The sequence below is a fragment of the Streptosporangium sp. NPDC023963 genome, assembly GCF_040639135.1.
Classification (GTDB): domain Bacteria; phylum Actinomycetota; class Actinomycetes; order Streptosporangiales; family Streptosporangiaceae; genus Streptosporangium.
In genome coordinates this window covers 140,256-153,246 of the sequence record NZ_JBEZZK010000009.1, presented here as the reverse complement: position 1 = coordinate 153,246, position 12,991 = coordinate 140,256, and the positions used below count along the sequence as shown (strand labels likewise).

Here is a 12,991-nt window from a genome sequence, read left to right as displayed (position 1 = left end):
TCCCGCTCCCGTCCGAGGAAAGAGGACACACCCCCCATGGCCCTTGCCGGTGTCTTCCTGCCCATCGCCCTCGCGATCATCATGTTCGGCCTCGGCCTGAGCCTGACGATCGCCGACTTCCGCCGCGTCGTCGCCTATCCCAAGGCCACCTTGGTCGCGCTCGTCTGCCAGGTTCTGGTGCTGCCCGCGATCTGCTTCGGCCTGGTGCTCGCCTTCGGGCTGCCGCCCGCGCTCGCCGTGGGCATGATGCTCCTGGCCGCCTCCCCCGGCGGGACCACGGCCAATCTCTACAGCCACCTGTTCGGCGGCGACGTCGCGCTCAACGTGACGCTCACCGCGATCAACTCCGTGCTGGCCGTCGTCACGCTGCCGCTGGTCACCAACCTGTCGCTGAGCTACTTCGCCGCCGACTCGGCCGCGCTGGGCCTGCAGTTCGACAAGACCGTCCAGGTGGTCGCGATCGTGCTCGTCCCCGTCGCGATCGGCATGGCGGTCCGGGCGGGGCTGCCGCGCTTCGCCGATTGGATGAACGCGCCCGTGAAGATCGCCTCCGCCGTCATCCTGGTCCTGGTCATCCTCGGCGCCCTGCTGCAGGAGCTGGACAACCTCGGCGGCTACATCCGCTCGGTCGGCGCGATCACGCTGGTGTTCAGCGTGATCAGCCTGGCCATCGGTTACTGGGTGCCGCGCCTGGCCGGGATCGAGCGCGGCCAGGCCGTCGCCTCCTGCATGGAGATCGGCATCCACAACGCCACGCTGTCCATCGCGGTCGCGCTCACGCTGCTGAACAACAACCAGATGGCCGTCCCCGCCGCCACCTACGGCGTGCTGATGTTCTTCACCGCCGCCGCGGCCGGATTCCTCCTCAGGTCCCGTGCGGCGAAGCTCGCCCCCGACGCGGCCCGGTGAAAGGAGTGCCCGGTTCCGTTTCCCGGACTCCCGGGTGAACGCGGGAGGTCGCGGGCGCCTGCTCGCGACCTCCCGCGCCGGTCGGTAAGGTCGCCGGGATGGGCGGGCTACGGGTGGTGCTGTCGGCCGTCGGCGCGCGGGACGCGGTGGGGCGGTCGTCCGCGGAACGGTGACCCGCCCCGGTTTCCGGACCGGCGGGACGGCTCTGGGATACCCTATGTTTACGTAAACATAGGCCAGACGATCTCCCTGTGACGACAGGCAGGAGTGGTAGTGACAGTTGAACACGGGCCGCGCTGGCTTCGCTGGCCCTCGGAGCCCTCGCGGCGCCGGCTGGCCTTCGGCGCGGACTACAACCCGGAACAGTGGTCGCGGGAGGTGTGGCGGGACGACGTCCGGGCGATGCGCCAGGCCGGGGTGAACATCGTCTCACTGGCGATCTTCTCCTGGGCGCGGCTCCAGCCGCGTGCCGGCAGGTGGACCTTCGACTGGCTGGACGAGGTGATGGACCTCCTGCACGCGCACGGCATCGCCGTGGACCTGGCGACCGCCACCGCGTCCCCGCCGCCGTGGCTGACCGCCGAACACCCGGAGATCCTTCCCGTCGACCACGAAGGCCGCACGCTGTGGCCGGGCGCGCGCCAGCACTGGCGCCCGACGTCGCCGATCTTCCGCGAGCACGCCCTGCGCCTGGTGCGGGCCATGGCGGAGCGGTACGGGAGCCATCCGGCGCTGGCCGCGTGGCACGTCTCCAACGAGCTCGGCTGCCACAACGTCTACGACTTCTCCGAAGACGCCGCCGCGGCGTTCCGCACCTGGCTGCGCGACCGGTACGGCACGGTGGAGGAGCTGAACCGGGCGTGGGCGACGGCGTTCTGGTCCCAGGCCTATGACGACTGGGAGGAGATCCTGCCGCCGCGCCTGGCCGCCTCCTACCCCAACCCCACCCAGCAGCTCGACTTCAAGCGGTTCTCCTCCGACGCCCTGAAGGACTACCTGCGGGCGGAACGCGACGTGCTGGCCGAGCTGGCGCCCGGGATCCCGGTCACCACCAACTTCATGGTCATGGGCGAGAGCAAGGGCATGGACTACGCCGACTGGGCGCGCGAGGTCGACTTCGTCTCCAACGACCACTACCTGCTGACCGGCCCGCAGGCGCAGGACGAGCTGTCGTTCTCGGCCAACCTGACCGGCCGGATCGCCGGGGGCGAGCCCTGGTTCCTGATGGAACACTCCACGAGCGCGGTGAACTGGCAGCCGGTCAACCTGGCCAAGAAGCCCGGCGCCATGGCCCGCGACTCGCTGACCCACGTGGCGTACGGGGCGGACGCCGTGTGCTTCTTCCAGTGGCGGCAGTCGGCGGGAGGAGCCGAGAAGTACCACTCGGCGATGATCCCGCACGCCGGCACGGACAGCGAGGTCTTCCGCTCGGTCGTGGACCTCGGCGCGACCCTGGAGAGGCTCGCGCCGATCGCGGGGACGCGCCGCCGTCGCGCCGCGGCCGCGATCGTGTTCGACTGGGACTCCTGGTGGGCCGGCGAGCTCGACTCCCACCCCACGTCACGACTGCGGTACCGGCAGGAGGCGCTGGACTGGTACTCGGCGTTCGCGGCGGCCGGAGTGCGGGTCGACGTCATCACCTCCGCCGACGCGTTCTCGCACTACGACCTGCTCGTCGCCCCGATCCTGTACGTCGTCCCGCGAGGGCTCGCCGACCGCCTGAGCGAGTACGCGACCGGCGGCGGCCATCTCGTCACCACCTATTTCTCCGGCATCGTGGACGAGAACGACCACGTGTGGCTCGGCGGCTACCCCGGCGCGCTGCGCGAGCTGCTCGGCATCCGGATCGAGGAGTTCGGGCCGCTGCCGGACGGCGACCGGGTGGACCTCGACCTCGGCGTCTCCGGCACGCTGTGGAGCGACCGGATCGACGTCATCGGGCCGGACGTCGAGATCGTCGCCCGCTACACCTCCGGCGAGTACGCGGGCCGGCCCGCCGTCACCACCCGCACGGTCGGGACCGGCTCGGCGTCCTACGTCTCGACCAGGCTCGGCCCCGAGGGCTTGGGCCCGGTGCTCTCGCGGCTCCTGGCGACCGGCGGGGTGCGCGGCGAGCTTCCGGCCGCCGTCGCCGGAGCGGTGGAGCTGGCGGTCCGCACCGGTGACGACGCCGACTACTGGTTCCTCATCAACCGCACCGACGAGAGCGTCGCCGTGGGCGACGCCGGCGAGGTCGCGGGCGAGGTCGTCCAGGCGCCGTGCCTGGCCAAGGACCTCACCCTGGCCCCCCGCCAGGTGTGCGTCCTGCGCCGCCCGCACGGGACCCCGCCCGTCTCCTGACCGCCGGACCCTCGTGCAGGTGAAGGGCGAGTCCTGCCGCCGGCGAGCTCGGCGGCAGGACGGGGGGACGGGGGGACAGCGAGGTCACCGGACGGTGAAGCCCTGTTCCCTGCCGTAGGCGATGGAGGCGTCCTGCCAGGCCTTCAGGCCGTCCTGCAGGGTGACCCCGCTGATGTATGCCTTGCCCGCGGTGTCGTTGAAGATCCTGTTGGCGTAGACCTGGTAGGGCAGGTAGGACCAGCCCCCGACGACCTGACCCGCCGACTCGGCGAGGATCCGGTTGACCTGCTGGTCGCCGAAGTAGGGGAACTTCTTGTCCTGGAAGGCCGGGGAGGCCAGCTCGGCGGTGGTCGCGGGGAACGCGCCCTCGTCCAGCCGGGTCCGCACCCCCTCGTCGACGCCGGCGTACTTCAGGAAGGCGTAGGCGAGCGCCTTGTTCGCGCTCGCCTCGGGAACGGCCAGCGAGCTGCCGCCGCTCTCGGAGGTGGCCTTGCCCCCGCTCTCCCACTGCGGCATGGGAGCGACCCGCCACTTGCCGAACCCCGCCTTGACGCCGGTCTCGAGGTTGGCGGGCATCCAGGCGCCGATCACGAGCGAGGCGATGGTGCCGTCGCCCAGGCCCTTGTACCAGGCGTCGGTCCACCCGTTGACCGGCGCGAGAAGCTTGTCGCCGACGAGCTGCTGCCAGGCCGAGGTGAACTTCCGCGTACCGGCGTCACCGAAGTCCACGCTCACCGTGGTGCCCTCGACCTTGTACGGCCTGCCGCCCGCCTGCCAGATCATGCTGGTGACGAACCCGGGGTCGCCGGTGTCGCTGGTGATGTACGCCTTGGGGTCGGCGGCGTGCAGTTTCCTGGCCGCCGCGATGTACTCCTCCCAGGTGGCCGGGACCTCGATGTCGTGCTTGTCGAAGACCTCCTTGTTGTAGAACAGGGCCATCGGCCCGGAGTCCATGGGCATGCCGTAGATCCCGCCGCCGGAGCGGACGGCGTTCCAGGGGCCGGGGGTGAAGGTGCCCTCGAGCTTGTCCGCGCCGAAACCCGTCAGGTCGGCGACCGACTTGGCGAGCACGAACTGCGGCAGGGCGAAGTACTCGATCTGCGCGATGTCGGGGACGCCCGAACCGGCCTTGATCACGTTCTGCAGGGCGGCGTAGTGGTCGTTGCCGGTGCCGGCGTTGACCAGGTTGACCTTCACCTTCGGATACTTGGCCTGGAAGCCGGTGACCACCTGCTTCAGGGTCGGTTCCCAGGCCCAGATCGTGATGCTGCCACCGGCGTCCAGCGCGGCCTGGAGGTCGGTGGCTGACGCGCTCCGGGCGGGCGGGGCGGCCCCGGAGCCGCCGTCACCGGAGGGGGCGCAGGCGGCGGTCATCAGCGACGCCGACAGTACGGCCAGTGCGGCGCCCAGCAGGAGGGCGTGGCGGCGGGTTGTCGTCATGGATGTCCCTTTCATGGTCGTACCTGGGGACGGTTCGGGCGCGGCCTCGGTCACCCCTTGACGCTTCCGGCGGCCAGACCCGACTGCCAGTACCGCTGGAGCAGCAGGAACGCCGCGATCAGCGGGACGATGGTGAGCAGCGAACCGGTGATCACGAGGTTGAAGACCGTCTCGCCCCCGATGGTGGACGCCTGCGCGTTCCACTCCTTGAGGCCGAGGGTGAGCGGGTACCAGCCCGGATCCTTCAGCATGATCAACGGCAGGAAGTAGTTGTTCCACGTCGCGACGACCGTGAACAGCAGGACCGTGACGATCCCGGGCGCCAGCAGCGGCAGGCCGATGCGCAGGAACGCCTGGAACTCCCGCGCCCCGTCCACCCGCGCCGACTCGAGGAGCTCGTCCGGGACGGCGTCGGCGGCGTAGGTCCACATGAGGTAGAGGCCGAACGGCGAGACCAGCGACGGGATGATGATCGCCCACGGGGTGTTGGTCAGGCCCATGCCGGAGAACATCAGGAACGTCGGGACGGCCAGCGCGGTGCCCGGCACCGCCACCGCGCCGATGACGACGGCGAAGACGGCCCTCTTGCCGGGGAAGTCGAACTTCGCCAGCCCGTACCCGCCGACCGTGGCCAGCAGCGTCGCGCCGCCCGCGCCCGCGACCACGTAGAGCAGGGTGTTGAGCAGCCAGCGGGTGAAGATGCCGTCGTTGTAGGTGAAGGTGTCGGCGATGTTGCGGAACAGCGCGAAGTCGGAGTGGAACCACAGGCCGAACGAGCCGAACAGCCCCTCCTGGGTCTTGGACGCGTTGATCAGCAGCCAGGCCAGCGGGAGCAGCGCGTAGACCAGCATGATCGCGGTCAGGGCGGTCAGGGTGGCGCTGCGCCGGCCCCGCCGTCCGGGATCCCGTACGGGGCGCCGGCGGCCGCGCCGGATCACCAGCGGGCCGGACGAGGCCCGCGCGCGGGGCTTGCCGGTGGTCGCGGGGGTGGCGGTCATCGTCGGTCCCCCTTCCTCATGCCGCGGAGCTGGACGACGTAGGCGATGATCATCGTGATCACGCCCATGACGATGGCGACGGTCGCCGAGTAGTTGAACCGCTGGCCGTCGAAGGACAGCGAGTACGCGTAGAGGTTCGGCGTCAGGTAGGTCGTGATCACGTTCGGCGCCAGGGTCTTGAGGATGCTGGGCTCGTTGAAAAGCTGGAAGCTGCCGATGATCGAGAAGATCGTCGCGATCAGCAGCGCCCCGCGCAGCGCGGGGAGCTTGATCGCGTAGACGATCCGGAGCTGGCTCGCCCCGTCGATCTCCGCGGCCTCGTACAGGGACGGGTCGACCACCCGGAGGGCGGAGTACAGGATCAGCATGTTGTAGCCGACGAACTCCCACGTCACGATGTTGCCGATCGAGGCGAGGATCAGCTCGGACGACAGCGGGTCCGGCAGCGACACCCCGAACGTCTCGTTCAGGTTGCCGACGAGGCCGAACCGGGTTCCGTACATGAAGCCCCACATCAGCGTCGCGACCACCGCGGGTACGGCATACGGCAGGAACACCGCGATGCGGAAGAAGCTCGTCCCGTACAGCCGTCCGCTGTCGATCGCGAGAGCCACCAGGAGCGAAAGGAACAGCATGATCGGGACCTGCACGACCAGGAAGAGCGTCACGTTGCCGAAGGCGGACCAGAAGCGCGGGTCGCCCAGCGCCGCGAGGTAGTTGTCGGCCCCGACGAACGCGGTCCCGCCGATCAACCGGGTGCGGAACAGGCTCAGATAGATCGAGTACACGACCGGCGCCAGGAAGACGAGCGCGAACACCGCGAGGAACGGCCCGACGAACCGCCATCCCGCCCACGACAGCCTCTCGCGGGGCGCCGCTCCCCGGCCGGCCGTCGTGCTCACCCGCGGTGCTGCGACCACCGGTTTCCTCCTGCCTTCCTGTGATGTTTACGTAAACATCACCCCCGGAAGGAAGTGTCGGTTAAAACCGACACAGGGTGATGAGTGGTAATCCGTCAGTAATGATTACGTAAACGTTCGTGCGGTATCGTGACACCGGCCACACAGGTCGTCAAGGTTTCCCCGGCGCCGAAGGCCGTCCGGAACACACCCGAAGGGCGAGAACGATGAACGGCGGTGGCCGGCAGCAGCCGGGAACGACCCCCGGCGGCGCGCAGCGCGGCGGGTCGGGCGTCCCCGGCGGACGCCGCAAGCAGCGCGTCTCCATGGCCGACGTCGCCACGCTGGCGGGCGTCTCGTCCCAGACCGTGTCCCGGGTCTCGAACGGCCATCCGGGAGTGGTCGACTCGACCCGCGAGCACGTGCTCGCGGCGATGCGCGAGCTCGGCTACCGGCCCAACAGCGCGGCCCGCGCGCTGCGGTACGGCCAGTTCAACACCATCGGCGTCATCCTCTTCAGCCTCGCCTCCACCGGCAACAGCCGCACGGTCGAGGCGATCGCCACCCACGCCGCCGCCGAGGGGTACGCCATCACGCTGATCCCCGTCGACGTGCCGACCCAGGACAACGTGCTGGGCGCGTTCACCCGGATGGGCGAGCTCGCCGTGGACGCGGTCATCGTCATCATCGAGATCCACCTGCTCGACGCGGGCACCGTGACCCTGCCCCCCGGGGTCCACGTCGTCATCGTCGTCGACTCCGACGCCGGCGACCGCTACAGCGTCGTCGACACCGACCAGGCCGACGGTGCCCGGCGGGCCGTCCACCACCTGCTCGACCTGGGACACCGGACCGTCTGGCACGTGACGGGACCGCGGACCTCCTACGCCGGCCAGCGCCGCACCCAGGCCTGGCGCACCGCGCTCGAGGAGGCCGGACGGCCGGTGCCGGCGCCCCTGCACGGCGACTGGTCGGCCGAATCCGGCTACGCCGCCGGTCTCGTGCTCGCCGACGAGCCCGGCTGCACGGCGGTGTTCGTCTCCAACGACCAGATGGCACTCGGGCTGCTGCGCGCCCTGCACGAACGCGGCCGGGTGGTCCCGGACGAGATCAGCGTGGTCGGCTTCGACGACATCCCCGAAGCGGCCTTCTTCATCCCGCCCCTGACGACCGTCCACCAGGACTTCGCGGAGGTGGGCCGGAGATGCGTGCAGCGGGTCCTGGTCCAGATTCGCGAGAACCAGACCTCCCCGCCGGGCACCGACCTCGTCCCGACCCGCCTGGTGGTGCGCAACAGCACGGCCGCCCCCGGAAGGTGACCTGGCCCGGCCGCCCTCGCACGGAGCGCCGGCGAGAAACGCCCGGCTAGCCGCCGAGCGTGACGTGCAGGATCCTCTCGTTGCTGTTGTTCGGCGTGCTGTCCTTGTCACCGGTGTTGGAGGTGGTCAGCCACAGGCCGCCGCCCGGGGCCGGCTCCACGGTGCGCAGCCGGCCGTAGGTGCCGTTGAAGTACTCCTGCACGCTGGGCAGGCCGGTGCCGCTGATCGGCGAGCGGTACATCCTGGTGCCGCGCAGGCAGGCCACGTAGACCACGTCACGCACGATGGCGATGCCCGAGCAGGAGCCGGCGGCGGTGGAGTAGGTGCGCTTGGGGGCGATGAACCCGGCGGTGCCGCAGGCGCCGCCGGTGCCCTCGCACGCCGGCCAGCCGTAGTTGCCGCCCCTGGTGATGAGGTTGGTCTCGTCCATCACACTGTTGCCGAACTCCTGCTCCCACAGCCGGCCCTGGGAGTCGAACGCCAGCCCCTGCGGGTTGCGGTGCCCGTAGCTCCACACGGGGTTGCCGAACGGGTTGTCCGACGGCACGCTGCCGTCCGGGTTGATCCGCAGGATCTTGCCGCTCAGGTTGGAGGTGTTCTGGGCGTGGTCACCGTTCTGCGCGTCACCGGTGGCGACGTACAGCTTGCCGTCCGGGCCGAACCGCAGGCGGCCGCCGTCGTGGTACTTGTTGCGCAGGATCCCGCTGAGCAGGACCTGAGCGCCGGAGGTGTTGAGCCTGTCGTTCTCCAGTTTGATCCGCACGACCCGGTTGTCGGTCGGCGAGGTGTGCATGACGTACACCCAGCGGTCGCTGTTGAAGGTGGGCGAGATCTCCAGGCCCATGAGGCCGCCCTCGCCGTCGGTGCCGGCCACGTTCGGCACGGTGCCCACGTTCGTCTTCGCCCCGGTGGCGGGGTCGAGGCGGATGATGTCGTCGGCGTCGCGGCGGCTGTAGAGGATCGTGCCGTCCGGAAGCGTGACCAGGCCCCACGGGATGTCGGTGTCGGTCGCGACCTGCCTCACCGTGCACACCGGGTTGGCGCACGCCGCGCCGGTGGTCGCCGTCGCGGTGTTGCTGCGCGCCGAGACGTTGGCCTGCGCGTCACGGGCCACCACGTGGTACTGGTAGCTCGTGTTGCCCGCCAGCCCGCTGTCGACGAAGGTGGTGACCGGCGGGGTGCCGTTGACCGTCCCGACCCTGGCTCCGCCGCGGTGGACGTCGTAGGCCCGGACCCCGATGTTGTCGGTCGAGGCGGCCCACCTCAGCGTCACCGTGGTGCCGGAGGCGGAGGCGGTGAGCTGCGTCGGCGCGCTCGGCGCCTGGGTGTCGGCCTGGCACTGCGGCGGCGTGATCGTCACCGTGGTGCTCGCCTGCGAGACGTTGCCCGCGGCGTCGCGCGCGTTGACGTAGAGGCCCCACGTCGCCCCGGGGACCACGGTGAGGGCGGTGGACAGCGTGGTGCCGCTCACCGTCTTCATCTGCTGGCCGTCGTGGTAGACGTCGTAGAAGGCCACCGCCACGTTGTCGGTGGAGGCGTTCCACGCGAACGTCACCGAGTCACACGTCAGGTTGCTCACCCTCGGGCCACCCGGCACCGTCGGAGGCTGGGCGTCGGCGCTCCCGGTGGACGTCGTCCACTTCTGGTTGCCCCGCCCGGTGCAGGTCCACAGTCCCACCGGGGTGCTGTTCGCCGTGCTCTCACCGGTCACGTCCAGGCACAGGCCCGACTGCACGCCGGTGACGGTGCCGTCGGCGTTGATCCTCCAGCGCTGGTTGGCGCCGCCGGTGCAGGTGTGGATCTGCAGCGCGGCCGGGGCGGTGGTGTCCTGGCCGACCACGTCCAGGCACATCGTGTCGCCGTACACCCGGAGCTCACCGGCCGCGGTGAGGTTCCAGGACTGGTTGGCCTGCCCGTTGCAGTCGTAGATGTTGACGCCGGTTCCGGAGGCCGCGCTGTTGCCGACCACGTCGAGGCAGCGGCCGGAGGCCACGCCGACCACGGTCGCCGGCGCCGCCGAGGCGGGCGCCGCGACCGCCACCGTCATGGTGGCCGCGAGGGCCGGCACGGCCAGCACGGCCAGCACGGCCGTCAGCGCACGCGGCCACGGCCTTCGGCGGTTGATCGAGGGGGGTGTTCGCACCTGTTCTCCAAGTGGGGATCGTCCGCGGGGTTCCCAAGGTGAGATGATCGTCGGCTTCTATGACGATGCCGACCGTTTTGGGAGCGTTGTGCTGACTCCCTCTGTCCGAAAAGATCAGCGGGAAACCGGCCGAGGTTCCCGGGACGTCCACCCGGTGCGATGCGGGCGAAGGAGATCCCGTCTCCGGCGAGCCGCACGGCGGCTCGCCGGAGATCACGTCGTCACGTCGTCACGTCGTCACGCGGAAGGTCGCGTCGCCACGGCCCTGCGCGTCGGTGATCGGGTCGAGCCGGAGCAGGTAGTCGTAGTGCCGGATGTACCGGTCGGGGTAGTTGTACGACTGAAAGGACGTCCACGACGAGTTGGCGAGTCCGGCGACCTGGCGGAACGTGGCGTCCCCCGCGAAGGTGGCGGTGCCGTCGTCGGGCGCGAGGACGAAGTCGTACCCGTAGTGCCGCAGGTAGTACCCGGGGTAGTTCACCGACGCGAAGGACACGTAGCCGCTGCCGTTCGCCAGGCCCGGCACCAGCCGGAACTGCGCGTCCTGGGCGGGGCTGACGTTCGCGTCGATGCGCACGTCGAGGTTCGCGTGCCGCACGTAGCGGGTCTGGAAGTTGTACGACTGGATGCGGTTGACCGGCGCGGCGGCGCCCCAGCGGCCGAGGACGCGGTTCTCCTCCGCGGCGGTCAGGTTGAGGATGGAGCCGTGGCGCTTGCGGTTGGCGCCCATGCCGTAGTCGGAGCGCGTCTGGAAGTTCCGCGTGCTGCCCAGGTTGGTGGAGGTGATGGGCATGTAGCCGCGGCCGGTGGCGTACTGGTCCAGCCACAGGGCCCACTCGTTGCGGCCGTTGAACTGCGCCCACATCGGGCCCTCCACGACGTTGCCGCCGCCCGTGCCGTTGGAGATCCCCATGTGCGACAGGTTCCCGAGGGTCGTCCAGGATCCCAGGATCGAGTTGCTCGCCTCGATCGTGATGTGGCCGTCCGCCGAGGCCCGGTAGTACCGGTAGCCGCCGACGCTGCCGGGCACGTCGACGATCTGCGTGTCGATGATGCCCTGGCCGGTCCCGCGGTCGATGTACAGCTGCGGTGCGGAGAAGCTGCGGAAGTCAGCGGTGCGCGTGTACCAGATGCGGTGCTTGGTCACGCCGTTGCGGAGCGAGTTCGTCGCCCAGTACAGGACGTAGTCGCCGGTCTCGGGGTTGTAGATGGCCTCGGGTGCCCAGGCGTTTCCGGCGCCGGGGATGCCGCCCGCGACGTTGATCAGCCACGGAGCCGACCAGTTCACCAGGTCGCTCGACTCCCACACGACGAGCGAGGTGCTCCCCCGGTTCGCGGCGTCGTTCCACGAGGTGCCGCCGGCGATGCGCAGGTCCGTCGCGACGATCCAGTACCGGTCGCCGGCGGGAGACCGGACGAGGGCGGGGTCGCGGACCCCTCGGGTGCCGACCGTGGAGCGCAGGACCACCGCGCCGTTGTTCAGGTCGGTCCAGCGCAGCCCGTCGTCGCTGTGGGCGAGGTAGATCTGCTCGCCGTTCGCCGACTCCCCGGTGAAGTGCGCCATCAGGTACCCGGTGAAAGGTTCGAGGGCGGCCGCCTCCTTCGGGACGGCCAGCGACCACGAGGTGAACATCAGGCAGGCGGCGAGCACCGCGCCCACCCGGGACAAGGCTTTCAACATGCGTTTCTCCTTCGGAAGCGGGCACGATGGGGCGGACGGCGGCGTCCGCGGCGACCTCCATCCGGTCGGCGGTGGTCTCCCTGCCTCCTCGTCGTCGGCGGTGCGGGCGCGGCGCCGATGGGAGCTGGACGGGTACGGGGCTCGCCTGCCGCGCGGGCCGGGGCGGGCCCGCTCCCGTGGCCGGGCGCGGGCCGGTGGCGTCGCGTACGGCCGCGTCCGGGGGACACGGGCGCGTCGTACTTCGCCCCATCTGCCGAGTCACGGATGTTAGCGCTAACAATTCGTATCGCGAAGATTTATCTTTTACGGCACTGCATGACCGCCGACATGCCGAAACGCAAACAGTAACCACAACCGGACAGAGGTTACATCGGCGTCACATCAGTGTGATCGCCAACATCCGGCCGGTCAATACCTTCGTGACACCCGGCCGGCGAGCGACCGCCGCCGACCGGCCGGCGAGTGACGACACGCCTATCGAAAGAGCAGGTCAGAGGCACATTATCGGCTCGCCGGCAGCGCGCGGTCCGCCCCCGCCCTGCGATCCGGGTATTGACAACCCCGCTGTGAGCGTTAACACTCTGCGAAACGCGCCGGAAACACGGGCCGCGGCCCGATCCTCACCACCCCATTGGCAATACAGGGATCCGGTCATCACTCCAGGGATTACCGAGATCTCGGAAAGAAAAATGTTAGCGCTAACACACCTCCGCTCCGCCGGCACCTCGGTCTGACCACGGGTTCTTCCGGCCGACCCCGGAGGAGCCCGATGTGAGGAGAGGCTCATGGTCCACCGTCATCTCTCTCGCAGGACGCTGCTCAAGGCCGGGCTGGCCGTGCCGGTGGGGGGCCTCGCCGCGCCCGGGCACGCGAACTACGCCCTCAGGCTCGATCCGAGCGACAACACCCCGGCGTTCCGTGCCGACGCCACGTTCCACCGGACCGCGGGCCTGGCCGACGGCGCGTGGGCCTCGTTCCGGTCGCACAACTTCCCGGACCGCTACATCCGGCACTCCGGCTACGTGCTGCGCATCGACCAGCTCGGCACCGGCTCAGCCCTGGCCGCCAGGCAGGACGCCACCTTCCAGGTCACGTGCTAAAACAGCCGACGCCTGCCCGCCACCCGCTCCGGCGGGGTCGTCGGCGGATGGCAGCCGGACACCGGAGACGGCGCCAGGGCCGGCCGGCGGGCGTGCAACGGCGACGCGTGGCGGAAGCGGCGGTTCACCGGCGCCGGCGGCGGCCACCGCCGGATCCAGAGC

The 12,991-nt window shown here is 70.2% G+C and carries 9 protein-coding genes; 4 read left to right on the top strand and 5 right to left on the bottom strand.

What is annotated here, in order from left to right:
- Positions 1 to 36: 36 nt before the first annotated feature.
- Positions 37 to 909 (top strand): bile acid:sodium symporter family protein, encoded by an 873-nt coding sequence (locus tag AB0F88_RS26045; RefSeq protein ID WP_362689139.1) that lies wholly within the window; start codon positions 37 to 39, stop codon positions 907 to 909.
- Positions 910 to 1,182: 273 nt separating this feature from the next.
- Entirely contained in the window at positions 1,183 to 3,249 is a 2,067-nt protein-coding gene (locus AB0F88_RS26040) for a beta-galactosidase (protein ID WP_362689136.1), read from the top strand.
- 84 nt (positions 3,250 to 3,333) lie between these two features.
- On the opposite strand, the gene AB0F88_RS26035 is transcribed toward AB0F88_RS26040, so the two are convergent.
- From AB0F88_RS26035 to AB0F88_RS26025, 3 genes are read right to left on the bottom strand one after another with little or no spacing between them, the layout of a single operon-like run.
- Positions 3,334 to 4,689, bottom strand: coding sequence for a sugar ABC transporter substrate-binding protein (locus AB0F88_RS26035; RefSeq protein ID WP_362689133.1), 1,356 nt, complete (start codon positions 4,687 to 4,689; stop codon positions 3,334 to 3,336).
- 50 nt (positions 4,690 to 4,739) lie between these two features.
- Positions 4,740 to 5,687, bottom strand: a complete 948-nt coding sequence (locus AB0F88_RS26030) for a carbohydrate ABC transporter permease (RefSeq protein ID WP_362689130.1) — start codon at positions 5,685 to 5,687, stop codon at positions 4,740 to 4,742.
- A complete protein-coding gene (locus AB0F88_RS26025; RefSeq protein WP_362689127.1) occupies positions 5,684 to 6,607 on the bottom strand; it encodes a sugar ABC transporter permease in 924 nt (307 codons plus the stop codon). The genes AB0F88_RS26030 and AB0F88_RS26025 overlap by 4 nt, the downstream gene beginning before the upstream one ends.
- 206 nt (positions 6,608 to 6,813) lie before the next feature.
- Between AB0F88_RS26025 and AB0F88_RS26020 the strand changes: the two genes are divergently transcribed.
- A complete protein-coding gene (locus AB0F88_RS26020; RefSeq protein WP_362689124.1) occupies positions 6,814 to 7,905 on the top strand; it encodes a LacI family DNA-binding transcriptional regulator in 1,092 nt (363 codons plus the stop codon).
- 46 nt (positions 7,906 to 7,951) lie between these two features.
- On the opposite strand, the gene AB0F88_RS26015 is transcribed toward AB0F88_RS26020, so the two are convergent.
- Positions 7,952 to 10,048: a PQQ-dependent sugar dehydrogenase gene (locus AB0F88_RS26015; protein ID WP_362689121.1), complete on the bottom strand. Its 2,097-nt coding sequence runs from the start codon at positions 10,046 to 10,048 to the stop codon at positions 7,952 to 7,954.
- Between the two features lie 229 nt (positions 10,049 to 10,277).
- Positions 10,278 to 11,729, bottom strand: coding sequence for a glycoside hydrolase family 43 protein (locus AB0F88_RS26010; protein ID WP_362689119.1), 1,452 nt, complete (start codon positions 11,727 to 11,729; stop codon positions 10,278 to 10,280).
- A 785-nt stretch (positions 11,730 to 12,514) separates the two neighbouring features.
- On the opposite strand from AB0F88_RS26010, the gene AB0F88_RS26005 reads away from it, so the two are divergent.
- On the top strand, positions 12,515 to 12,829 hold the full coding sequence (locus tag AB0F88_RS26005; RefSeq protein WP_362689116.1) for an AbfB domain-containing protein: 315 nt from the start codon (positions 12,515 to 12,517) through the stop codon (positions 12,827 to 12,829).
- The last annotated feature ends 162 nt before the right edge of the window (positions 12,830 to 12,991 follow it).

What these genes read in the sequence shown, in the direction of transcription:
- AB0F88_RS26045 (WP_362689139.1), top strand. Translation starts at nt 37, where the DNA reads ATGGCCCTTGCCGGTGTCTTCCTGCCCATCGCCCTCGCGATCATCATG.
- AB0F88_RS26035 (WP_362689133.1), bottom strand. Translation starts at nt 4,689, where the DNA reads ATGACGACAACCCGCCGCCACGCCCTCCTGCTGGGCGCCGCACTGGCC.
- AB0F88_RS26030 (WP_362689130.1), bottom strand. Translation starts at nt 5,687, where the DNA reads ATGACCGCCACCCCCGCGACCACCGGCAAGCCCCGCGCGCGGGCCTCG.
- AB0F88_RS26020 (WP_362689124.1), top strand. Translation starts at nt 6,814, where the DNA reads ATGAACGGCGGTGGCCGGCAGCAGCCGGGAACGACCCCCGGCGGCGCG.
- AB0F88_RS26010 (WP_362689119.1), bottom strand. Translation starts at nt 11,729, where the DNA reads ATGTTGAAAGCCTTGTCCCGGGTGGGCGCGGTGCTCGCCGCCTGCCTG.
- AB0F88_RS26005 (WP_362689116.1), top strand. Translation starts at nt 12,515, where the DNA reads ATGGTCCACCGTCATCTCTCTCGCAGGACGCTGCTCAAGGCCGGGCTG.